The sequence below is a fragment of the Nicoliella sp. ESL1113 genome, from assembly GCF_058509245.1.
In genome coordinates this window covers 189365-213721 of the sequence record NZ_CP196388.1, presented here as the reverse complement: position 1 = coordinate 213721, position 24357 = coordinate 189365, and the positions used below count along the sequence as shown (strand labels likewise).

At 34.4% G+C, this 24357-nt stretch carries 24 protein-coding genes and 1 other annotated feature; of the genes, 17 read left to right on the top strand and 7 right to left on the bottom strand.

The window, feature by feature from the left end; all coding sequences use genetic code 11:
- Positions 1-2 precede the first annotated feature (2 nt).
- The 5 genes from ACSYTJ_RS07735 (at position 3) to ACSYTJ_RS07715 (ending at position 5159) form a co-directional block, all read left to right on the top strand.
- On the top strand, positions 3-1310 hold the full coding sequence (locus ACSYTJ_RS07735) for an O-acetylhomoserine aminocarboxypropyltransferase/cysteine synthase family protein (protein WP_491720265.1): 1308 nt from the start codon (positions 3-5) through the stop codon (positions 1308-1310).
- A gap of 1 nt (position 1311) precedes the next feature.
- Complete coding sequence (locus ACSYTJ_RS07730) at positions 1312-2466, top strand: M20 metallopeptidase family protein (protein ID WP_491720264.1); 1155 nt, start codon at positions 1312-1314, stop codon at positions 2464-2466.
- A gap of 17 nt (positions 2467-2483) precedes the next feature.
- Positions 2484-3497, top strand: a complete 1014-nt coding sequence (locus tag ACSYTJ_RS07725; protein ID WP_491720263.1) for an NAD(P)-dependent oxidoreductase — start codon at positions 2484-2486, stop codon at positions 3495-3497.
- A gap of 1 nt (position 3498) precedes the next feature.
- Positions 3499-3918 carry a GNAT family N-acetyltransferase gene (locus ACSYTJ_RS07720; protein ID WP_491720262.1) on the top strand — a complete coding sequence of 140 codons (420 nt, stop codon included), beginning with the start codon at positions 3499-3501 and terminating at the stop codon, positions 3916-3918.
- A 302-nt stretch (positions 3919-4220) separates the two neighbouring features.
- Entirely contained in the window at positions 4221-5159 is a 939-nt protein-coding gene (locus ACSYTJ_RS07715) for a hypothetical protein (protein ID WP_491720261.1), read from the top strand.
- A 54-nt stretch (positions 5160-5213) separates the two neighbouring features.
- Here the strand turns inward: ACSYTJ_RS07715 and ACSYTJ_RS07710 are convergent, their stop codons facing one another.
- A complete protein-coding gene (locus ACSYTJ_RS07710; protein ID WP_491720260.1) occupies positions 5214-6365 on the bottom strand; it encodes a PTS sugar transporter subunit IIC in 1152 nt (383 codons plus the stop codon).
- A 304-nt stretch (positions 6366-6669) separates the two neighbouring features.
- Positions 6670-6921, top strand: a binding site (T-box leader).
- Positions 6922-6976: 55 nt separating this feature from the next.
- Between ACSYTJ_RS07710 and ACSYTJ_RS07705 the strand changes: the two genes are divergently transcribed.
- Positions 6977-8086 (top strand): 5-methyltetrahydropteroyltriglutamate--homocysteine S-methyltransferase, encoded by a 1110-nt coding sequence (locus tag ACSYTJ_RS07705; protein ID WP_491720259.1) that lies wholly within the window; start codon positions 6977-6979, stop codon positions 8084-8086.
- Positions 8087-8196: 110 nt separating this feature from the next.
- Here ACSYTJ_RS07705 and ACSYTJ_RS07700 read toward each other — a convergent pair whose 3' ends face one another.
- The gene (locus ACSYTJ_RS07700) at positions 8197-8772 is read right to left on the bottom strand and encodes a hypothetical protein (RefSeq protein ID WP_491719412.1); all 576 of its coding nucleotides are present in this window, start codon (positions 8770-8772) and stop codon (positions 8197-8199) included.
- Between the two features lie 360 nt (positions 8773-9132).
- Positions 9133-9705 (bottom strand): CAP domain-containing protein, encoded by a 573-nt coding sequence (locus ACSYTJ_RS07695; protein ID WP_491717588.1) that lies wholly within the window; start codon positions 9703-9705, stop codon positions 9133-9135.
- Positions 9706-9934: 229 nt separating this feature from the next.
- On the opposite strand from ACSYTJ_RS07695, the gene ACSYTJ_RS07690 reads away from it, so the two are divergent.
- Positions 9935-10708 carry an acetoin reductase gene (locus ACSYTJ_RS07690; RefSeq protein ID WP_491717589.1) on the top strand — a complete coding sequence of 258 codons (774 nt, stop codon included), beginning with the start codon at positions 9935-9937 and terminating at the stop codon, positions 10706-10708.
- A gap of 142 nt (positions 10709-10850) precedes the next feature.
- On the opposite strand, the gene ACSYTJ_RS07685 is transcribed toward ACSYTJ_RS07690, so the two are convergent.
- The gene (locus ACSYTJ_RS07685; protein ID WP_491720258.1) at positions 10851-11411 is read right to left on the bottom strand and encodes a hypothetical protein; all 561 of its coding nucleotides are present in this window, start codon (positions 11409-11411) and stop codon (positions 10851-10853) included.
- Positions 11412-11896: 485 nt separating this feature from the next.
- On the opposite strand from ACSYTJ_RS07685, the gene ACSYTJ_RS07680 reads away from it, so the two are divergent.
- The 3 genes from ACSYTJ_RS07680 (at position 11897) to ACSYTJ_RS07670 (ending at position 15779) form a co-directional block, all read left to right on the top strand.
- On the top strand, positions 11897-12907 hold the full coding sequence (locus tag ACSYTJ_RS07680; RefSeq protein WP_491720257.1) for an alpha/beta hydrolase fold domain-containing protein: 1011 nt from the start codon (positions 11897-11899) through the stop codon (positions 12905-12907).
- A 268-nt stretch (positions 12908-13175) separates the two neighbouring features.
- Positions 13176-13724: a hypothetical protein gene (locus ACSYTJ_RS07675; RefSeq protein ID WP_491720256.1), complete on the top strand. Its 549-nt coding sequence runs from the start codon at positions 13176-13178 to the stop codon at positions 13722-13724.
- Between the two features lie 801 nt (positions 13725-14525).
- Complete coding sequence (locus tag ACSYTJ_RS07670; RefSeq protein WP_491720255.1) at positions 14526-15779, top strand: hypothetical protein; 1254 nt, start codon at positions 14526-14528, stop codon at positions 15777-15779.
- A 21-nt stretch (positions 15780-15800) separates the two neighbouring features.
- On the opposite strand, the gene ACSYTJ_RS07665 is transcribed toward ACSYTJ_RS07670, so the two are convergent.
- Together ACSYTJ_RS07665 and ACSYTJ_RS07660 are read right to left on the bottom strand one after the other, a co-directional pair.
- Positions 15801-15965, bottom strand: a complete 165-nt coding sequence (locus ACSYTJ_RS07665; protein ID WP_491717594.1) for an IS3 family transposase — start codon at positions 15963-15965, stop codon at positions 15801-15803.
- Positions 15966-16423: 458 nt separating this feature from the next.
- The gene (locus tag ACSYTJ_RS07660; protein WP_491720254.1) at positions 16424-17137 is read right to left on the bottom strand and encodes a helix-turn-helix domain-containing protein; all 714 of its coding nucleotides are present in this window, start codon (positions 17135-17137) and stop codon (positions 16424-16426) included.
- 353 nt (positions 17138-17490) lie between these two features.
- Between ACSYTJ_RS07660 and ACSYTJ_RS07655 the strand changes: the two genes are divergently transcribed.
- From ACSYTJ_RS07655 to ACSYTJ_RS07630, 6 genes are all read left to right on the top strand, one after another.
- Positions 17491-17925, top strand: coding sequence for a YjdF family protein (locus ACSYTJ_RS07655; protein ID WP_491720253.1), 435 nt, complete (start codon positions 17491-17493; stop codon positions 17923-17925).
- A gap of 235 nt (positions 17926-18160) precedes the next feature.
- The gene (locus ACSYTJ_RS07650) at positions 18161-18988 is read left to right on the top strand and encodes a hypothetical protein (RefSeq protein WP_491720252.1); all 828 of its coding nucleotides are present in this window, start codon (positions 18161-18163) and stop codon (positions 18986-18988) included.
- A 124-nt stretch (positions 18989-19112) separates the two neighbouring features.
- The gene (locus tag ACSYTJ_RS07645) at positions 19113-19298 is read left to right on the top strand and encodes a hypothetical protein (protein WP_491720251.1); all 186 of its coding nucleotides are present in this window, start codon (positions 19113-19115) and stop codon (positions 19296-19298) included.
- A 714-nt stretch (positions 19299-20012) separates the two neighbouring features.
- Entirely contained in the window at positions 20013-20603 is a 591-nt protein-coding gene (locus tag ACSYTJ_RS07640; protein ID WP_491717599.1) for a TMEM175 family protein, read from the top strand.
- Between the two features lie 453 nt (positions 20604-21056).
- A complete protein-coding gene (locus tag ACSYTJ_RS07635) occupies positions 21057-21683 on the top strand; it encodes an Lreu_0056 family protein (RefSeq protein ID WP_491720250.1) in 627 nt (208 codons plus the stop codon).
- A gap of 411 nt (positions 21684-22094) precedes the next feature.
- Entirely contained in the window at positions 22095-22607 is a 513-nt protein-coding gene (locus tag ACSYTJ_RS07630) for a hypothetical protein (RefSeq protein ID WP_491717601.1), read from the top strand.
- Between the two features lie 105 nt (positions 22608-22712).
- On the opposite strand, the gene ACSYTJ_RS07625 is transcribed toward ACSYTJ_RS07630, so the two are convergent.
- A complete protein-coding gene (locus ACSYTJ_RS07625) occupies positions 22713-23459 on the bottom strand; it encodes a hypothetical protein (RefSeq protein WP_491720249.1) in 747 nt (248 codons plus the stop codon).
- 259 nt (positions 23460-23718) lie between these two features.
- Between ACSYTJ_RS07625 and ACSYTJ_RS07620 the strand changes: the two genes are divergently transcribed.
- Positions 23719-24348, top strand: a complete 630-nt coding sequence (locus ACSYTJ_RS07620; protein ID WP_491720248.1) for an Lreu_0056 family protein — start codon at positions 23719-23721, stop codon at positions 24346-24348.
- The last annotated feature ends 9 nt before the right edge of the window (positions 24349-24357 follow it).

Genomic DNA, 24357 nt, shown 5'->3' with positions numbered 1-24357 from the left:
AGATGATTGAAAAATTTGATACGAGAAAGATTCATAGTGGTTATGATCCAAAAGACTTTAACTATGCGGCCAACGTTCCCATCTTTCAGAACGTCGCATTTGACTTTGGAAGCGTTGAACGAGCCGATCAGGTCATGAATGGTGAACTGAATAATGCATTTATGTATTCCAGAGTCGCCAATCCGACTGTCGATGTCTTTGAAAAACGAATCAATGACTTGGATGGTGGTGTGGGAGCCGTCGCCCTATCTTCGGGGATGGCTGCGATCACCTACACGATTTTGAACGTCGCTGAAGGTGGCGGGCGGATCATTGCCCCCCGTGATATCTACGGTGCGACGCTAGATGAATTGAACACCCTGTTGCCCAAGTTCAACATCGAGACCGATTTTGTTGATGACATTAACGATTTGGATAAGTTAGAATCATTGATCAGACCCGATACCAAGGCGATTTACGCAGAAAGCGTTTCGAACCCAACGACTGACGTTACCGATGTGGAAGCGGTCGCAAAGTTAGCCCACGCCCATCAGATTCCACTCATTATTGATAATACCTTCCCGACCCCATACCTGTTCAACCCAATTGAACACGGTGCCGATGTCGTTGTCTATTCATCGACCAAGGGGATCAGCGGGCATGGCAACGTGGTCTCTGGAATTGTGGTTGATGGGGGCCACTTTGATTGGAACGAACAACGCTTCCCGCAATTCTATGAACCAGAAATTACGCTAGTTAAACCCAATGGTGAATCGGATACTTTTGCCCATGCGTTTGGTAAATCTGCATTTATTCATCGACTGCGGATTAAATACTTACGATTAATGGGGGCGGTACTTAGTCCATTTTCCGCATACTTAGCATTGATGGGGCTAGAAACAATTTCAGAGCGGATCAGTAAGGAAGTGCAGTCCGCCCTTAAAATCGGCCGATTCTTAGAGGGGAACCCGCATGTGAAAAGGGTCTTCAATAATGGCTTATTGGATACTGATCAACGGGACCTCGTTGAAAAGTACTATCCTAAAGGAATTGGGACAACCTTTGCATTTGAATTAGACGGTGATTTCGATAACGTTGTTAAATTGTTGAATAACGTCCACGTCTTTACCTATCTGCCCAACGTGGGTGATAACCGTTCGTTGATCGTCAACCCAGTGCGGACGACCCACCGAGAAGTTCCTAAAGCCGATAAGGATAAGCAACACATTACCGATTCATTAATCAGAATGTCGATCGGGTTGGAAAGTGCGGATGATTTGATTAATGATTTAGACCAAGCAATTAACAAGGCGTTTGAGGAGGAATCTTAAAATGACGGAATTAATAACTGATGATGATTGGAACGAGTTAGTTGAACTAAGGCACTACTTTCATGCCCATCCCGAATTATCGAATCAAGAAGTGCATACTACCGAAAAAGTGAAGGAGCTGTTAACGCAGTGGGGGATTGAAATCGTGCCGACCAAGCTAAATACGGGGCTGTTGGCTAAGATCGCTGGAAAGCAGCCGGGCGCTTCGATCGCACTGCGGGCCGACTTAGACGCGTTGCCAGTGACCGAAGATACTGATTTAGCATTCAAGTCCACGAACCCAGGGGTGATGCATGCCTGTGGCCATGATCTCCACATTACTAGCTTATTAGGGGCCGCTAAGTTTTTCAGTGGTCACCGCGATTTGATCAACGGAAACATATATTTACTGTTCCAACCCGCCGAAGAAGCCGGTGGGGGTGCGAACCAAGTGGTGGCAAAGCACGTATTAAGTGGAATTCAAGCGGTGCTTGGTTTTCATAATAACCCCAACTTACCCACTGGGACGGTTGCATTACAAAGCGGGCCGATGATGGCGGGGTGTTCTAAGTTCCACATCACGATCAAGGGGCAGGGTTCCCACGGTGCCAAGCCTGAAAATAGTCATGACCCAATCGTGACGCTGGGTGCTTTGATCGAAAACTTACAAACGATTACCAGCCGCAATGTGAACCCCCAAGATGCCGTCGTGGTCAGCATTACCCACGTTGGCGGCGGTGAGGCCTGGAACGTGATTCCAGACACGGCGTTTCTTGAGGGGACTGTCAGGGTCTTCAAGCTGTCAAACGATGATTTAGTTCAAAAACGGATGACTGAAATTGTGAAGGGCTTTACTGCTGCTTTCAACCAGGACTTTGATATTGATTGGAGCGAACGGGCATTACCAATCGATAACAATCCCGAGTTGACGAACGCCGTCATTAACAATTTAGCCGAAAAGGTTGAAAAGCCAGTTCTCTCAATGGCGGGCGAAGACTTTGCCACCTACCAAGAAACGATTCCGGGGGTATTTGCGTTCATTGGTTCGAACGGACAACCAAATGCCGCGGATTGGCACGAACCACAATTCGTGGGGTTAGACGCAACGATCAAAACAGGGGTTGAATACTTTGTTGACGGGGCTCTTGGGATTCTCAAGGACTTGAATGAAAAATAATCTGGGGGTTGATTTAAATGACGAAGTTGATCGCATACCACGTTCGCAAGGACGAACAACCATTTATCGATGCATGGAGCAAGGCCCATGGCATCCCTGTAAAAAGTGTCCCATACGAATTGCATCCAGACACCGTAAGTGATGTCGAGGGCTTTGATGGCATTATCTATAAGCAACGCAGCCGCTTAGACGATGACGGCTCCATTTATAAAACGCTGCATGACTATGGCATTAAGCAACTAGCCTGTCGCTCGGCTGGAATTGATACGATCGATTTCAATGCAGCGGCTCAAAACGACATTCGGATTACTAACGTGCCGTCCTATTCACCGCACGCGGTGGCAGAATTAGTACTAATGCAGGCGATGCAGCTAATTCGGCACTATCCAGAATTCCAAGCGCGCTTGGCCAACAATGATTACGTTGTCGATGGATTGCGTTCCCGTGAACTTTCTGAATACGTGATTGGAATCATTGGTGTGGGGCGGATTGGCAGCACCGTTGCAAGAATCTTTCACGCCCTCGGTGCGAAGGTGATCGGCAATGACTTAGTGGAGAACGAGGCGTTAAAACGTGAGGGGATTTTAGAGTATCGGACTAAGGAAGAAGTGTACCAAAATGCTGATATTGTGACGTCCCACGTTTATTTAAGCCCAGATAACGTTCATCTGATTGATAAAGAAGCATTTGCGCAGATGAAGCCGACCGCGTTTTTTATCAATGACTCGAGGGGACCCGTGGTAAATACTGCTGATTTGATCGATGCCTTAGAGCAGCACCAAATTGCGGGGGCGGCATTGGACGTGGTCGAAGCGGAAACGAAAATTTTTAATTTACGCTTTTCTGGTGAGACCCCAGTTGCCCATTACAACCGCCTAAAGCAAATTCCGAATGTGATCTTGACGCCCCACGTTGGCTTTTATACCGACATTGCAGTTGCCAAAATGGTCACCCAGGCTTTGGATGATGCCTTGACAATTTTAAACGGTGGGCACAGTCCACGTGAAGTAGCATTTAAGGAGGGCAAGTAAAATGGTAGTTTATCGCGCAATGAAGAGCACTGATTATGATCAAGCGTATGCGTTATGGGAACGGACCGCAGGGATGAATTTACAATCGCTGGATAATTCCTATGCTGGCATTAAGCGAATCATTGATCGCAATCCCGACCTGTGTTTTGTTGCTGAAGTAGATGGTGAGATCGTGGCAACCTTACTAGGGGCAACTGATGGGCGGAAGGGATTTCTGTACCACGTTGCCGTTGATGAAAAATACCGCGGCCAACACATTAGTTCGGAACTGATTTCACGGGTATTCAAACAATTCCAATCGATTGGCATCAAGACGATTGGGCTATTTACGGTGATCGATAATTTAGCAGGCCAATCGTTTTGGAAACATTTCGGTTTTAAGGAACGCCCAGACATTAAGTACTTAGATATTGACTTGTAACTTAAAAGCTTCGCTGGTGATTAATTACTAGCGAAGCTTTTTTTAATAATGTGATTTTTTCAATAAGATTAGTTGACAGTGCATTTATATTTAGCTTAGTATAAAAATTAAAATAAGGTGGTGATAAATAAATGGGCTCATGGAGATTTTAGAATTGAGTTACATATTTATTGAGCTTGAGCGTCATTTTCAATCATGGTTGCCAGAGTATTATGATACGTTGGTAATTATAAAATAAATAATAAATAATTTATAATTTGTGAAAAAATCTTGTAATTAGCAAATGTTAGGGAGGAACTATTATGGATTTCATCACTACTGAACAACTAGAACAATTGCATCAACAAAATTCAAGTCAACAATATTCATTTTCTGGTCAATACGAAGGATTTTATATTTTTACGCAAACTTCAAAATCAGGTGTAAAATTTTTGAATGTTAATATGTTATTAAGCAACATTGTGATTACAATTGGCCAAGAATCATATTTATTTGGTAACCGTGATATGGCTGCGTATGGTAAGATCGCCATTGGTAAGGGGGTTTTAAAACCAGGCGAAAAAGTGTCTTTTAAAGCGCGATTGCTTAAAGGAGAACGCCAATTCGCTATTAATGATCGTAATGATTTTCACATTGGTGCTCCGTTAAAAATGGATATTTATTTTTATCAACAAAGGGAGATCTTTAATGGCGGAAAAGATGAATTTATAGGATTTTTAATTCATAATAAACCCAATTTAATCTTAAATCAGAATGAATTTGCTAATGAGGGACCGCTTTTAAATCAATACGTCAATTTATTCTTGGCAACATCATCGGAGGTTCCAGTGAAGGATCGGAGTAAACTGGAAATTTGGAATGGCATCAAGAGTGCAGTTCAAAGTGCTCCCAGTAGTGATTTTAATGCGAACTGGATTATTGATGGAAACCAACAAGAATATGACTTTATTAAGAATAAGGGCATTTTAACCAGTACCGAACAACTAAAAGTATATTCTAAATTAATTGATGATATTAAAAGTGGCCAAATTAATGGTCATTTACCCTTAAGCGCTAAAAACATTGAGATGCTTAAAATGGGTGGTAGTGCCACTGAAACTGTTTTATCTTATGTTTACGGAAATATTCAAAATATAAATAAAATGGTTAAAGAAAATGGACATCAATTCGCTTACTATAGAAGTCGTCGCCAAGACAATCGTGGAATTTATTATACTTTAATGGACCAAAGAAATGAATAGAATCTAAATAATAATCCCCAGTAGGTATAAGGCCCACTGGGGATTATTACTTTATTATTTAATTTCTTGTTGTAGATCTGTAGCTGAGTATAGTTTCAAGACCTTGGTAAAAAGGAAGTTAACGATGATTCCAGCAATGATTGGCACAATCAACCACGTAATCAACGATGGAACGATGCCAACGGTATGATGAACGAATTTACTTTCGCTTGCGCTAACGAGCATTGACTGGATCGGTGAGACTAATCCAATCCAACCAAATCCAGCGGAAGTGGGGGTCCCTTGTACGTTGAACATGGCGACTGGGATAGCTGAAATGGCCGCAGAGACCATAAATGCTAAAATCATGACGGGCTTTTTGAAAATCGATGGCATCATTCCCTTCATGGCACCAAGCAAGATCGCTAAGGACGTTCCCTTCTTGTTCACGACCACTGAGTTTACCAATAGGATGACGGTCGTTGCAACTACACCGACACCGGCGGCTCCAGCACCAAGGCCAGACAACGTGATAGCCAGTGAAATCCCAACCGTTGAAACTGGAGTAATGATAATGAATGAATAAGCCATTGCGATTAAAATGCTCATCAATAATGGTTGCAGGGTAGTGAAGGTTTCGACCATCTCACCGAGGGCATTTGTGATCGTTGCAACAAACGGGGCGATATTTAATCCAATCAAACCAACCAGGCCACCGATAAGCAGGGGATTAAAGATAATCGCTACTGCTCCAAATCCATTCAGGTATTTAGCTATCAATTGAATTACGATTACAGCTAATGAAGCTACGATGATGGCATTGATCACATCTCCAGCCCCACTGGCGATGTATACGGTACTTGCGATTGGATTTTTAACATTAGTGATTGGATTAACAAACCCTGGATTGGCCACCGCCCATTTGATCGAACCAGAAGCACCCCCCGTAGCAATCATGGTCGTTCCGATATCGAGAGGTTTCATTTTAAACTGACTGGCAATTGACATTCCAATCAACAATGGAATAAATGAACCAAAAAGGACCAAGAGCGAATTTAACTGGATCGCCCAGGTGATGTGATTTTGGACTAACGGAGATAAGATGTACTTAACGATTGCTGATGGCAATACCCCGATCAAAATCCCCTGTGCGGAACCATTTAAGACTTTAAAAATAAATTCTTTGATACTATTTTTATCTTTTGAAACTGATGACTCATTATTCATAATAGACCTCCATGACTAACGTTGATTTTAAAAGCATTGATAATTTTTTCACAATCTTTATTTTAACACCGATAAATAAAAAAGACTATTGTTTCACATTAAATTTAAAGATTTAAGATTTTATTTTTAGTTCAATCAATTAAAAATTAAATGCTGCAGATGGATTTTTCTTTGGTGTATCATCTCAACTATTATCGGTGCTGATCGTAATAGCTATTTTGTCCGCGATTTATACTTAATCTTTTTTGCTAATTAATTGACACTATTTATTGACGGTGTTAAGATGATGCCAAACTTAAATATGAACGAAGCAATGAAAAGATAAGTAAAACGAAAGTGGTCTCAAGAGAGCTAGCGTTATGGTGTGAGCTAGTGGCTAATTTAGTTTGAAAATGGTCTTAGAGCGGAATTTGGTTGAGCGTAATGTTAAATCAAATTGGGATGGACTCCATTAACCTAGTCCAAGTATAGCTGGTCTGTAGGCCTGCGTACTTCAGAGGTGTATGGTGTGAGCCATGCATGAACAAAGGTGGCACCGCGATAAATCGTCCTTGGGATATTAATTTAATATTTCAAGGATTTTTTTGTTTAAAAATAAGGAGTGGATAATAATGACAAAGGCAGTTAAGTTTCCAAATCGTTACGATATCGTTGGTAGTTTTCTAAGACCTGAAGCTTTAAAGAAGGCTCGTGCACAATTTAGTAATCGAGAAATCAGTCATGATGAATTAACAGCGGTCGAAAACCGTGAAATCAAGGATTTGGTTCAAAAAGAAATTAATGCGGGTCTAAAGGATGTTACCGATGGGGAGTTTAGAAGAAGTTGGTGGCATTTGGATTTCTTTGATGGCTTAAATGGAAGTCATTTTTATACTCCAGAACATGGCTATCGGTTCAATGGTGAAGAAACACGTAAGGGCGGAATTAAAATCAGCGATAAGATCACATACAATCCTAACCATCCCTTCTTTGCGGGCTTCGAATTTTTGAACTCAATCGTTCCAGATGGCATCACCGCTAAACAAACGATTCCCAGTCCATCGGTTTTCTTCCCTAACAAGGAAGCTGGAATCGATGATGAATATTACGACGGTAACTTGGATGCATTTCTAGCTGATGAGATTGAAGCATACAAGCAAACCGTCCAAAAGTTTTATGACCTTGGATGCCGCTACCTTCAAATTGATGATACTTCTTGGGGGATGTGGGCTAGCTTTTCAAAGGATACGATCTTACCAGAATTAAAGCCGCTTTGTGAAGCAGCGGTCAAGGCAATCAATGCGATTGCTGATAGTAAGCCTGATGACTTAGTATTAACGATGCACGTCTGTCGGGGAAACTATGATTCACACTGGGCTGGTGCTGGAGCTTATGATCCAGTTGCTGATTATCTAGCACAATTACACATTGATGGTTATTTCTTGGAATATGATGATGAACGCTCTGGTGGGTTCAAGCCGCTCAAACCGATTGCTGAAAATGGTCGTGATCAACGGGTGGTCTTAGGACTGGTTACTAGTAAACGGCCAGAACTAGAATCGTTTGACACCCTTGATGAACGGGTACATGATGCTAGTCAATATTATCCATTCGATGATCTCTGCTTATCGGCTCAATGTGGATTCGCTTCAACTGAAGAGGGGAATCGGTTAACTGAACAGGATCAATGGAATAAGATTAAATTAGTTGTTGATACCGCGAAAAAAATTTGGCAGGATTAAAATAAAAACGGCTCCATATTTGGCAATGGTAAAATTGCTAAACAGGGGGCCGTTTTTTATAGTTGATTTAACGATTAGCTGATTAGTGTAATCGAGACTACAAATTAAAATTAACTGAAGGATTGGTTTAAACGTTTGATTATTTCCTGATAGGTGATTGGATCTGGGTTCTTATTGAAGTCCATACTGATGATTTGTTTCTTATCGTAAAGGAGGTTGGATTTTTTAACATATAATATTGCTTTAATGGACTTTATTGCATTGTTTATCTTTAAGATTTCAGGATTATTGTCGTATCGTTTATAATCATTAATTCTTTGATCATAACCATAGTTGGGGGATTCTTCCATTGACTTGATAGTGATACTTAAGTCTTTATGCGTAGTAACCTTTTGGTGGTATGCAAAGACTGAGGTTGCCGAAACTGCATCACTCTTACCAGCTCTTAGTCCTGGAATAACGCTGATCTGCTCTAAAACATAGTTCCAGATTTTATTATTATCTAAATGATTATCATTTATAGTATAGTCATCGGAAATGTCAGAATAAAAAACCTTTGCATCAGGATTTTTCTTAGCATTCTTATCAATTAAAGCAAGGGCCTTTAGAAAACTTAACTTATCCTCTAGAGTAGCGTTCATCTTAAAGATGTTTCTCTGCAACTTAGCTGCGTATAATTTTTCCATTCCTTTACTTCCCTTCAATTATTAATTTGTGTTGCAATTGCTAATAAGCGAATCGAACGCTTTTTATTCCACCAGAATTAGCTAATGAGATGTAAAAAACCAGATAATCAATTTAGAGTACCTGGTTACTGGATGGTTTTAACAACGTGAATTTTTATTTTTAAGCAAATACAATTTAATTGTATCGCTAATAAAAATCAAATTCAACTTTTTTGTTTAAAAGAAAAGGACTGCCCTCCGATTGAGTATCGGAGGGCAGTCCAATTTATTCACACTAAGATCAGATTATAACTTTTATTTTGATATTAGGAGACAAAACAAGTGGAGTTAGGGAAGGTCCCTAACTCCACTTGTTTTGTTTTATTTAGCTATTACATAGACAATACTTTCATGTGGATACTTACTGTTGTTAGAGTTATATCCATAAGCAAATCCAACCCCAGCTTTTTTAAAGTTCTTAGTAATAAAATTGTTATATTTTTTGCTGTTCTTTTTATAGAATAAATAGTCTTGCAAATATCCAACAGTCTTATTAGCATTTAAACGCTTAGTACTCCAAGTTCTAGCAATGAAAATGCTTTTACCGAATTTCTTAGCAAAATCTTTTCCCAAAATTTTGGTTAAGGCTTTATCATCAAGATGTCTGTTTTTACCGGCAAAAATATATTTTTGCATCTTATTGGCCTGTGTTTGGGCTTCTTTGCTCAATGTTTTATCATATGTCATTTGGTGTTGCTTAGGGAATTTCAGGTACTTAATTTGGTTGGCATCATTCACAACCATCTGTTTCAAAAGTTCTGAGTAGTCTTTTTCCACATGTTCAACATGCTTTGCTGCAGAAACACTTGTATTGTTTGTATATGTAAATCCGAATAAAGTACCGCTAGCTAAAATAGCTGAAGTTAACAAAATTTTGATATTAGATTTTTTCATATTATCACCTCAAATATGATTTTACATTATATACTAAAATAAAAGCAAATTTTATATCTTTTGGATATATTTAAATAATTTTGTAAGATAATATTTAAATCTAAATCATCATATAATAAGGACTTTAAGGATTACTTAACATCAGTCCATAATGTTTGAAAATCAGTTGACCTAGTTATAAAATTATTGTGAAATAATTAACAATTTAACTAACGGAGGACTGACATTCATGGATAAACAAGTTGCTTTAGTAACAGGTGCGGGTCAAGGAATTGGAAAGGCAATTGCCGTTCAACTAAGTAAGGACGGATTTGCCGTTTCGCTGACTGGTCGGCATTTGGATAAGGTGCAAGCAGTTGCTGATGAAATTAACGCTGATGGTGGCCAAGCAATCGCCATTAAATCAGATGTACAATCAAAAGAAGAAGTTGAAAAAGCGGTGCAAGAAACGGTCGATCAACTAGGCCAATTAAATGTATACGTAAATAATGCAGGGATTGCTTCTGTTGATTCAGTAGAAGAAACTACCGAATCAGAAATGCGTCGGTTGTTAGACATTAACGTAATGGGGGCATTATTTGGGATTCAAGCTGCTGCTGATCAATTCAAGAAGCAGGGGACGCCAGGTAAGATTATTAACGCCTCCTCAATTGCAGGCCATGAAGGATTCCCAATGCTCGGTGGCTACTCAGCGACTAAGTTTGCAGTGCGGGGCTTGACCCAAGCAGCTGCTAAGGAACTTGCTAAGGACAAAATCACCGTTAATGCTTATTGTCCAGGAATCGTATTAACGCCAATGTGGGATGAAATCGATGCTAAGATGACTGACTTAGATGGACGTCCAAAGGGAGCTGCCCTTAAGGATGCAATCAATGGAATTGCACTTGGTCGCGGTGAAGAACCAGTTGATGTATCTAACTTGGTATCATTCTTGGCCAGCGATAAGGCAGATTACATTACCGGACAAGCAATTATTGTCGATGGTGGAATTCAGTTCTTATAGGATTTAAATAAAAACGTCTCTGTAATAGCAACTTTTAGTTGCGAATTTGGAGGCGTTTTTTTGTGTTTTCAATTAAAATATTACGAGGAAAATAATTTATTGATAGATTTTAATAACTTAAAATTATTGATTATATTTATATTTAATCATAAATAAATCCTGAGTACTTTTTATTAGCTAACTTTTTAGCTAGATTCTCAGATCTATATGCATGCGACGAAGCGAAACCAGCACCGCTAGCCCTTGATAAAATCCAATTTCCCTGAATTTTTGAAATATTGTAGAATGTTCCAGTTCCAGCGCTTTGATTCCAACCGTAAGTATAAAGCCATCTTTTTCTTAGTTTATCAGATGGCATATTGTACCAGCCATGAGAATATACCCAGTTTGGATGGTATGAGGATTTATCAGTGTGTTTATAAAATTTATGAAGCTGGGTAACATATGGTTTTTTGTTTTCTGAAAAGCCTTTTGTATTTAAATAATCATATATTTTATCCTTAGTTATAACTATCTTTTCATAAGATGGTTGAGAAGGATAATATGTATACCAAGTGCCGCGGATTGATTTAGGATAAGTAGAAATATATTCAAGGTTAGCTTTTTTTGATGCAGCCACATTGATGTGATGGCCTTCTCCTAAATATAATGCTGAGAATAAGGTAAGTGGTAGTGCTAATTTGGCAATTAATTTTTTATTCATGATATTATGACCCCTTAATTTAAACAAATAGTAGTTGTTTTACTAGTGATATTATTTGAACTTAGGCATATCCATTTTCATTTTGATAGCCGAATTTGTTATGTCAAAATTTATACTAATATAATTATAGTATAAAAAAATCATAAAATCTATTACCAACTGTATTTTAAGAGTGAGATGTTGATTAAGTAAATGTTATAATCTTAAATTCATTAATACCATAAAGTTATAAAATTATGTTGGGGGACACCCATCTGTCAACCTTCTAATAAATCTGGTCATTGTTTCACTAGTTAATAATGTTATTAAAAATAAAAATTCGAACACGATTTATTTTCGGAATCAGATTAATAATCATTACATTATTTATAAATTTTAACTTTAATTCCCACCTTTCGCTCTTTGTAAATTATTATTAGTGAATAATGTTATCTAGTAGTCGTTCATTATTTAGATGCTTAATTTCAGTGGAGGTTTAAATTATTTTGAAAAAAGAATTTAATGTTGGAGATACCTCAGTTTTAGCTAATTATATTACCGACCTTTTGCCTAAGCAATCAGCAGGAGTTGGTGGTGGCCTTGGAATGGGTGATTTTGATTTACAAAACATTCACCGTAAGTTTTTAAATATTTCCTATGGTAATAAATCACAATCAGAAACTTTAAATATTTACTTTCCAAATACTACTTCTAATCAATATCCAGTAATATTTGCAATTCACGGTGGTGGTTTTAAATTCGGTAATAATACTGCAAGTGACTTAAAAGCACAAGTGAGTGCCTTAAATCATGGCTTTTCAGTTGTTACAGTTAACTATCGACTTTCTGGTGAAGCGACTTTTCCGGCAGCTATTAATGATGTTAAAGCGGCCATTCGTTTAGTTAGAAAAGATGCTGCTAAGTATGGACTGGACCCCAACCGATTTATTTTATGGGGAGATTCCTCCGGAGCTAATTTAGCAGCTTTAGCTGGCGCTACAGGTGGTAGTGATCAACTGTATGATTCAGAACTAGGTTATCTAGACATCTCGGATAAGGTTAGTGCAGTAATTGATTATTACGGACCAATTGACTTCGGTAATATATCTAGTGAGTTTAAATCACTAGGGATAACGCCAATGATGAATATTGAAGATGAAAATTCATTTGAAAGTCTTTACCTAGGAGCTCCAATAAATGGTGAGTCTTCGTTAGTCAAGCAGTCAAACCCAGTTAGCTATTTAAAAGCGAATGATTCTACTAAGTACTTCATTATTGCTGGGGAATCCGATGTAAACGTTCCATATCTTCAGTCAATCAATTTTGCAGCTGAGTTAAATTGTAAAGTAGGAGAGGAAAGTTTTTCACTGAACTTAATCAAGGGAGCCACTCACGGAAGCTATCAATTTGAGAGTGTTGAAGCTTTGAGTTTGGTTTATCAATTTATCCAAAATAAAGTTGATTGGAAGGTTAAATCAATTAATAAGGATGATCGTGATTATATTTTAATCAATTAAGGTGAATTTCTTCAATTTGCCAAATTAACTAATTCATATAATGATCTGGACTAATTTGATGTAGTTTTAAATACATTATTTATTTTATATCTCACTCTTAAAGATTATTAATTATCAAATATATTTAATGGTTCAATCACGAACGAATTAGCTATTACGAGATAGCACAGATACAATTTAGTTAAAATTGTTTTGTCCGAGGCCTTGACATAGGCTCACTTATTACTATTTAATTATATTTAATTAACAGGAAGTAGGCAAAACAACCATGCCATTAATAACATTAATCATCATTTTAATCATTAGTTTTATCGGCTTTAAATACCTGCAAAAACGACAAAACCAACAGTCGACCTCACCTAAAATCATTGAATCATCAAACCAAGAACCAATTGAAAACAAAACAGATGATCATTCTCAAATTAATCCAACCTCAACTTATCAAAAACCACAACCCCGTCAAATATATCATTATCAATCAAACGCCATGCATTCTAACCCAGAATCACATCGATCCAATTTATTCAAAGGGGTATTAATTGGTGCAATTGGGGGGTATGCTATCAACAAATTATTTGATCATGATAATAACCATAACAATAATGATCAAAAATTTAATCAACATGCCCTTGATGATTATGATGATAATCAACACAACCATAACATTGATAATTACAATGATGATCAATACGATTCTAACCGTGATGAGTACGATAATGATCAATACGACTCTAATCGTGATGATTATGATAATGATCAATATGACTATAACAATGATGATTATAGCAATGATACTTACAGCGATAACAACTGGTAATCTAACTCAAACTTAGTAATTTAAATATCTTTTCGATTGTGATTCGATTTTAACGTTAAATGCCGGATAAAATTTTTAAATCCGGTATAAGTTAATCATAGAAGTTTTTGATAAAAATAGCATTTTCCTAATAATTACTGATCCAAATCTTTGGCAAATCGCAAAATGTATCGGTTCGATTTCATGGGCAGTTGGATCAGCATTTTTAATTGCAGCTAAGAGTATTAAGCTTAAAAAGGACATGAAAGAACTAGGAGAAATAAGAGAAGCTACAGAACTAATGCTAAAAGCAAGCATAACAGGAGAGACTTAGAGTTGGCAGAACTGCATTAGTACATTTTGCATCTATACTAGTTAGTATAGATGTTATTATGCAAATTGTAGATAATTAATATTATGAAAAAAATCAAATTATTAAAAAATGTGGGATTAATATTATTGGATATAGGTGCAATAATATTAATCATTTCTAAAATTAATGATACTTACAATAACGGAATTAATTTTAATATAGTTTCTAGTATTATTTTTATAAGTATAATAACCATATTTTTAAACTTATACGATAAAAAATAAGAGTGTTTAAATAATCTTGTGGAAATAAAAAATCTGAAAACTGGCTTCCATCATTCATTAGATCCCCTTATTGATAAATTGGATAACTAAGCCTGCTAAATAAAAGAATCTATTTGAACCAATTTTTTATAATTTAAGAAGGACATTTTCATTTACACAATATATTTGACATATCATTTTATTTATTATAGATTATCGTTATAAAATATAAGGAGTTGTACATAATTGAATATTAAAAAAATCATTTTAACTAGTGCTCTATCAGCAGCACTAATTGTGCCGTTATCACAAACAAATTTAGGAAAAATCATAAATTATGATTATACGGTTCAGGCATCTAAACATAAATCTAATAATCATAAAAAGCACGTCAAAAAAGTTAAAAAACATTCTAAAAAGCATTCAAAGAATGTCAAAAAAGCAAAGAAGCATACGAAGAAGAAGGTTAACAAAAAAACCGTTAACAAGAAAGATCATAGCAGTTCATCAAGTAGTAGCAATGCTTTATCTGGTAGTAGCCAAAGTGTAACTAGCAGTGCTGCATCCTCAAGTAATAACGCAACATCCAATAATAGCAGCGCTAGTTCAAATTCATCGCAATCAGGCAATAATTCAACAGCAATCACTAATGTCAATAGCTCAAGTACATCTCAATCAAATGTTAGTTCAGCATCTTTAACTAATAGTGCTAGTTCAAATGCATCTCAATCAAGTAGTAGTGCTTCTAGCGATAGTAATAACCCATCAAGCACAAATAGCAATCAATCTAGTTCAATGAATAGCAGTAACTTTGAGCCAAACATCGTTAACGGTAAGTTTACAGATCCCGTTATTGTATTCAAAAATAGTAATAGTAGCAATATAACAGAAGATGATTACGATAATTATGCTAATGCTTCTGGAGGTTTAGGATTAGCCATGTTCACAGAATTTAGTAGTAATATTGATTATTCTACTAATAATAGTTGGTTTAGACACAGATATGATTTAGGAGAACCAGAGGCCCCCGATCCATATTCTGACGGGCCAAGCACATTCTTCGAAACTGGAAAGTATAACGATTTTGCTAATATATTTAACACAATTGTTAGTGATATGAACACTAATGTTGATAACTATGATAAAGAGGGAATTAAATATACCTATTCATTATTAGATGATTATTTATGGGGTGACGGAACGAGTCCTGTTGATCAAATAACCGATGCAGATAGAAATTATGTAAATAGTGATTATGGGAGATTAGGTGATATTGATCAAGTATATGGAATAATTTGTATACAAAACACGGCATCTTCTTATTACCAATACTATGGGACCAAATTTTCTAGCACTGAGAACAATAAATTAAAGACCCTCTATAATAATGTCAATAATAACAAAATCAATGATAATTCAGATGTGTCAAGGATTCCTAGTCAATGGAATAATATCAAGGCATTCTTTGCTGAATTCTCAAATGCCTTTAGTAAACTATAATAGCTATTAAAACGCACTTACTTATAAGGACTGGCTCCGATATTCAATCGGGGGCAGTCCTTTTCTATTTAAAGAGGTTCTGTCGTGATTGGACCAATGAACATATTTATTAATATATCTTCTAAGCCCATTGATACTGTTGATCGTTAAATGATTTAAGAATTCACGTTTTAATAATTTGAACATGCTTTCAATTTTTTAATGGGATTAGAAATAAGGACTATATTAGGCGTTGAACTAACCTGCATGATTAATATTTCTTTCGATGTTTCATCAGTAATTGCTGAAATATAACCAAATTTGCCATTACTAAGTTTTACTTGAGTAATATCAGTGTGGGAAACATGATAAGGGAGTAGCTCGGTAAATGTTTGCTTCAAAACATTTGGCGCGATTTTACCAATCATTACCTTGTATGAACTATATTTATTAGTGTGTTTACTGTATAGCTTAATTTTAATGACAAAATTTCAAGCAAATGGCGATCAATATTTATCCCTTTAGAAATAGTTATAAAAAATTCATCATTATTTTAAACATGACTTAACTATATTTAGTCATAAAAAAGTACCCTATAATCGTTGGACTTTATCTAACAATTATAAGGTGCTTCAAGAGCAGTAGCAGAGATTTTTTATATTTAATTATATAAACTCTATCAGTGTTTTGCTTAACATTTCGTTGACATCTTTTTTAGCTTTTTCACGACTAATTACTACGTTATTAGATAGCCAGGTTGAAAAGCAATTTAATATAATTAGAATTTTTATATCAGCAGGATCGTTTTTATCTTTATAAAAATGCTTTTTACAAGTACTAACATAGTTATCAGAAACAAAAGAAAACCAAGTTAGCCTTAGATTAGATTTATATATTATATGCAATACCTCTCGATTATTATATAAAGTATTTATAACTACTTCATTTAAGAAGTTTCTTAAATCTGAATACATATAGATTTTATCCAAAATGTCATTTCTTATTCTGCGATCTATATTTTCCATAAAAAAGTTTATAAGATCTTTGTCATTCTTAAATAATGCTTGAATAGTGGTTTTTTCCACACTTGAGTAATTGGCTAAATTATTAATACTTAAATTATGTTCTATATCTAAAGCCCTTATGGAATCCATCATTATTTTATCATCTAGGTCATCATTATGATCAATTTCAAAAAAATAACCAATATCGACGTTAAGTTTTTTTGAAATAATTTCTAACGCTTCTATTGGTGGACAAGTTAGGTCTCTTTCCCATTTCGATATCGTTTGACATGAATAAAATGTTATTTCTGCTAACTGAAATTGTGTTAGATTATTTTGTTTTCTCAAGTCCCTTAATCGTTTTCCAAATCTCACAATAATCATCACCTTATAATGTCAAAATTTTTCTAAACATAACATAAACATAATGATATGTAAATACACAATGTTGTATTTACACTATATTAAATGTGTATTTATAAAAACATATAACTAGTTATAATTATTTTTAACATCATTGAATATAGATGAATAACTTTCAAATAAATATGTATTTTCATAGTATCAAGTCACAATATATGGAATATCTAGATATCTGAAAGAAGTAATGTTTACGACAATATAGTCGATGGAGAAAGATTGCAGTTGCTGCATCATTTTAAATTTACGAATATATTATGGAACATTCGGAAAATGAATAAAGTATATAATCATATTTATGAAAGAAGATGCTATATATTAATAATTTGATTAAAAGTAAAGCTACTATAATATTTGATCCTCCTTTCTATAAAATAATTATTGAATCTTATTTTAATAATATTTATGAAGTTGCTAAATTGACATTAGGAACCTCTGAACCCACCACACGCTTTATAAATAATCTTATAAACAAACATTGGTCTCTGTTTCAATTTTATAGAGAGTCTATAACTGCAGTTGACATATCTCACAAAAAAATCAACCCAAAGTGTTTACAACGAATAAGCAAAAAAGAAGTGAAAAAAGGAATCGGTACCAAGGCTCAGCAAGCCTTAAAACAGCAAAATTCACTAGATAAAAAAGAAAGGAAGAAAATAAAAAAACAATATATTAAAGAAAAGAAAGAAAAAATTTTTAAAATAAAACAACAAAAGAAGTACGAAAAGCATAAGGGCCATTAAATATGTCAATAACTTGGACTAAATCCATGTAATCTTTAATTAATATCGTTGATCTATCTTACTCTTAAAGATTATTAATTATCAAATATATTGAATGGTTCAATCACGAACGAATTAGCTATTACGAGATAGCATAGATACAATTTAGTTAAAATTGTTTTGTCCGAGGCCTTGACATAGGCTCACTTATTACTATTTAATTATATTTAATTAATAGAAAGTAGGAAAAATAACCATGCCATTAATAACAGTAATCATCATTTTAATCATTAGCTTTATCGGTTTTAAATACTTGCAAAAACGACAAAATCAACACCCTAAAGTCATTGAATCATCAAACCAAGAAATTATTGAAAACAAAACAAATGATTATCCTCAAATTAATTCAATTTCAACTTATCAAAAATCACAACCCCGTCAAATATATCATTATCAGCCAAATGCCATGCATTCTAATCCAGAATCAAATCGATCTAATTTATTCAAATGGATGTTGATTGGTGGAGTTGGGGGATACGCTGTCAGCAAATTATTCGATCAGGATAACAATCATAACAATAATGATCAAAAATTTAATCAACATGACCCTGATGATAATGATAATCAACACAATCATAACATTGATAATTACAATGATGCTCAATACGACCATAACCTTGATGGTTATAATAATGATGAATACGATTCTAACCATGATGATTATAATAATGATGATCAATACGACTATAACCTTGATGGTTATAATGATGATCAATACGACCATAACATTGATGGTTATAATAATGATGAATACGATTTTAACCATGATGATTACAATGACGATCAATACGACTATAACATTGATGGTTATAATAATGATGAATACGATTCTAACCACGATGATTACAATGATGATCAATATGACCATAACCTTGATGATTATAATGATGATCAATACGATTCTAACCATGATGATTATAATAATGATACTTATAGCGATAACAATGATGATTACAATTATAATCAATACGACTATAACAATGACGATTATAGTAATGATACTTACAGCGATAACAACTGGTAATCTAACTAAAATTTAGTAATTTAAATATCGCTTCGATTGCGAGTTGATTCAAAAATTGCTCCTTTGATTAAATGACGAACAAAATTTTTAAATCCGATATAATTTAATCATAGGAGCTTTTTCTATGTTGAGAAAATATACAAAAGAATTTAATAGGTTAATAATCAAAATGATGAGAGACGGAGCTAACGCTCACAATCTTTTGGATGAATACATTCCCAAATATCAAACTATTCTTCGATGGTATCATGAAGCTAAAGGAGTTATAAATCCTAATGAACATGACATCAAAAAGTTACAAAAAAATTAATGGCTTTAAAACGGGAAAATAATATTTTAAAATCATTCGCGATAATTTTTACCAATCGTTAAATTATTAATAACGTTCATCTAAAACTATGTTAAGAATCCGAACAAAAAATTTTAAATAAATCGAATCTGAGTTATCTCACGATAGTATATCAACATTGATTTAATCTGATTAAAATAATTATAACTATAATATAAAAATAAAAGTGTAAGGATAGCGATGAATATCATTACACTTTTACTATTAAGTGGTTATTTTTGAAATAAATTTTCAAACAACCAAACTTGATGATAATGTTAACGTACACCTAAACGGACATATTATAAAAATTAGTTATCCTATTATTATATTTGTGAGATAACGTTATCCAGTATAGGATAATTGACATAATAGTATTTTTAACATATCATTTAACCATAAAAATTACATAACTATCAACTTTAAATTATAATTTTTAATTTTATTAATACTTATTTTTTCAATAATTATCACCGCAGCTTTTAAAATATCACGTTCCTATTTGACTTGTGATAATTTCTTTTTAAGAGCTCTAAATTCAGTATTTGTGATTTTATCATCTTCACAATGCTAGTTTTGAACATCTTTTTTAATCATTAGATAAATTAAAAATTTCTATCTTAAATAATAGTTAACAGTATCGTAGGCTTTTCTGTGCCATTATTTAGTCATAGGAGCAAAGATTGGAGAGTTAAAATGAATAAATCTCGTTTTGAAGCTTTTTCTGATGCTATTATTGCCATAATCGTTACGATCATGGTCCTAGAAATCAAAACCCCATCATCACCAAAACTAATTTCTATTGTTGATCAAGCGCCTTATTTTTTAGCGTATATTGCTAGCTTTATCTCTATTGGTACTGCTTGGTACGATAACCATTACATGATTTCTATAACTAAACGCATTACTAAAAAAATTTACTGGTTAAATAATCTGTGGTTATTTTCAATGTCACTTTTACCATTAGCAACTAGTTGGGTTGGAAAATTTATCGATTATTCAGGTCCTGAAATATTTTATTTATTGATTTTCAACTTTTGGAGTTTGACATTTAAGATCCTAAGCACCAATATAGCTAAGGAACTGGAGGCTGAAAATGGCCATCCCGAAAAAATTTATAAAATGAGAACTTATAAATACTTAAAAAGTAAAATGTATTACCCGCTTAATTTATTAATATTAATTGCCACTCTCTTCTTTCCACCTACAACAATAATATATGCATTATTAAGTGTACTATTTAGTGCCCTTAAAACAAATAAGGATAGTGATCATATTTTCGATTAGATAATGACTCTGATCAGTCTTTAGATAGACCAAAATAAACTAATCTAATTGTTACAAATGATTAGATGAAGAGACCCCTTAAATTTGACAGAAAATGAATATAAGATCGATTCATTGAGGTAATATTTTAATTAAGGTCCATAATAATAAAAAAATTTCTATTTGGAGCTGCTGCAGGGGGGTGATGCTGAAGGGATGTTATTGAAAGCGTTTTATAAAAAGCTAGGTAAAAATACATACCAACTAAAATCAGTCAAAAACGCCAAAGAATATCTTTACTGGAACTATATCGTGAAGAAGTCAAGGAAAAGATTTACTATGAATATTAATGGTAAGTTCGTTAAAGTTGCTGGAAAAATGGTTATCGTACAGATCCTTTAAGATAAGGTAATCCTAAAGACGTTAACAATTTTATTATTTTGTTGATTGATAATTATAATGGAGGAATTCAAAATGAAAAGAAATTTAATCTTAAGTGGGACTGTGTTGTTATTAAGTTCCTTGTTGTTAGTGGGTTGTGGTAATAGTAGTCAGGGAAAGGGGGCTACTAGTTCATCGAGTGGTTCCACCAGTACTGCCAGTTCTTCTGTTAGTTCTAGTAGCACTGCTACTAGTAGTGTTACTTCATCTGCTGCTAGTAGCTCAGCATCAGCTAGTTCAAATAATGATAAATATAGTAACATTAGTGACAAGGTAATTGGAACCATGGTCAATTTATTGTGGGAACCAGATTCGTTTAAGAGTAGCGTTAAAGATGGCGTTCTTTACTATGGGGTTGAAAGTAATAATGCAAAATCTGGGAGTATTGCCGGATATAGCTACATCACTTCAAATGGTGATCCAATGTCATATATTTACTATAAACGGGATGGCAACTTAGTTACATATAAATATTGGGTAAGTGGCCAAACTGTTGCAGATGGGCACGCTGTGACTAAGACAGTTACAGTTGATCAGTTGGTTCAAGACTATTACGTTAATCAAGGGCAAAAGGATGAGGTTAATGGTTATGCGAACCAATTGAAATCGGAAGCTGATCATGAAAAACAAATCCAGGAAAGCATAAATAATTCGAATTAAACATAAAAAATCCAGTCAAATTAAAATATTGGCTGGATTTTTAGTTTTGATCAAGTGTGCTGTGAAAATGACAACTGAGCTAGTATTTCAAAAAAGTTTGAATGCATAGAAATAATCGCCAGTATTGATCAGCATGTAATTTTTTACAACAATGAGATAACCAACATGCCCTGGCGGCTTTTAACGCCTGTTTGGATTTGTTTTTGTTTTGTGTAAAAATTAGTGCTAAAATTTAATTGTCATTATATTGATCGGTAGTGAATAAGTTGAAAAAATATAATAAATTATTAAAATACTAACGGTTATTGGTTCCTTAACACCGTTTACTTTAGCGGAACCGTTTAATAATGATCGTGTAGGATATCAACATGTGGTAAGTTAGTTTTATTTATAAACTTAGGGGGATGTAAAATGAAATTTAAATCAATTATATTAACAACTGTTTCAACGTTAGCATTATTTGCTACTGTAGAGGGGGTACATAGTTTAACTGCTAATGCAGACACTTGGCATAATGGCCAACCTAATGCGGTAGTTGGCAAATGGGTAGGAAACCTCCAAAAAGATACTGATCATTCATCTGGATATGCTTATTATAAAGCTGTGATTTGGACCGAGAAGAACACCAAAAATAATGGAATCAATCCTGTATACTATCTTTATAATAAGAATAAAAAATTTATTCAAAGTAGTTCTTATACTGGTGGTTTTTGGAATGCTAAGTATAAGAAAGTCGGAAGTAGCACCTACTACTTAAAGTCTGGGTACAATAGTAATATCAAGAGTTATCCAAATAGTTATAAAATTATTATGCACGGTAGTAACCATTTATCATTATGGACTAATGATGGTAGTCGATACAAATATAAAGGCTATTTAACCAAGGTTAATAAATTGCCGATTAAACTTTCGTACTTCATTTAGCAATAAAAATTAATTGCTTATAAAAATCAAAAATCCAGTCAAATTAATTTGACTGGATTTTTTGATAACAGTTTTAGCTAACGTTTGCTTATTTAATTTCGATAACTATTTAATTGACTTCGAATGTGATTTAAATAACTTTGGTGTAATCTTATAGGAAGGGATTGATGTTAATACTTTGCCGTAATTGGTTCCATCCGATGGAATTAGTTTAGCTACTGTCGCTTCATGCATTTGATCGATTAATAGTTGACCATCCGATGATATTGATCTTCCAGCTTTTTTAAGAGCTAATAGTTTTTTTACATACTGACGAACTGTATGAATTTGGTTCAGCTCTTTAGCTGTTGATTTATTTCTAATATCAAATGAAAATTCAACAATTTGGACTGGTTTTAAATTCGGATTTTCATTATTTTTAGGTGCATAGTTAAAGATATCAACAATTCCACTCATCATAGCACCCTCTGGAATAGATGGATACTCCTGTATTGTTCTGGTATTGCCATTAGAATAAACATCATAATGTGCAAGCTCTTTGTAGGGTTCTTTATTTATTAAAAGATATTCGTTCCAACCTGTTAGTTCATAAACATCATTATTGATAGGTTGTAAATAACCAGGTCCTTTATCAGACTCATTATCTTTACCCCCATAAAAACTAAAATAAGGAGCAGCGCTAGGGTCCAACTCATCCATTGGAAGTGCATACTCACCAGCGGTATAAAGTTCATTATACTTCAAATTGAAAGTGTATGCCTTAGCAACATTAGAATTGTAAAATTCTGATATTGCTATACCAGATGCCGTTAAAGTAATTAAAGTTAATATTTTAATTATAAATTTATTCAACTATAAGACTTCTTCCTATGTAATTTTAATTAACTTTATTATATTACTATTAGTTTTTTTTAACAATTAAAATTATAAATAAGGACTGCATGATCTAATTTGCAGGATGAAGTTTATTACTGCATTACCACCTATAATTATTTCGTTATATGGTTAGCATATAAAAGAATTGAAAAAATAATGATTTTTTTGGATATTGGTATCATTTTGTAATATCATAACTATTGAAATATTAAATATTTTAGTGGGGGCATTACATATGAAACGAAATTTGATCATGAGTGGAACGGTTTTACTATTAAGTTCATTGTTATTAGTTGGTTGTGGTAATAAGGGGAGCCAGGAAAAGGCTGCCAGTTCAGCTAGCAGTTCTACCAGTACCGCTAGCTCGTCTGCTAGCAATAGTAGTAGCGTGGCCACCAGCAGTGTTACTTCTTCTGCTGATAGTAGCACGGCTTCATCCAGTTCTAGTAATAACAAATACAGTAATATCAGCGATAAGGTAATTGGAACCATGGTTAATTTATTGTGGGAACCTGATTCATTTAAGGATGGTGTGAAGGAAGGCGTTCTATATTATGGGGTTACTAGTAATAGTTCAAAAGCTGGTGACCTTGCTGGATATAGTTACATAACTTCGAATGGGGATCCGCTGTCATACATTGACTATAAACGGGACGGCAACTTAGTTACCTATAAGTATTGGGTAATTGGCAAAACTGTTGCGGATGGGCACACGGTAACTAAGACGGTTACAGTTGATCGATTAGTTCAAGATTATTACGTTAACCAAGATCAAAAAGATGAGGTTAATGGGTATGCAAATGAATTGAAACCAGAAGCTGATTATGAAAAACAGGTTGAGGCTAACTTGAAGAAATCGAATTAAACGCAAAAA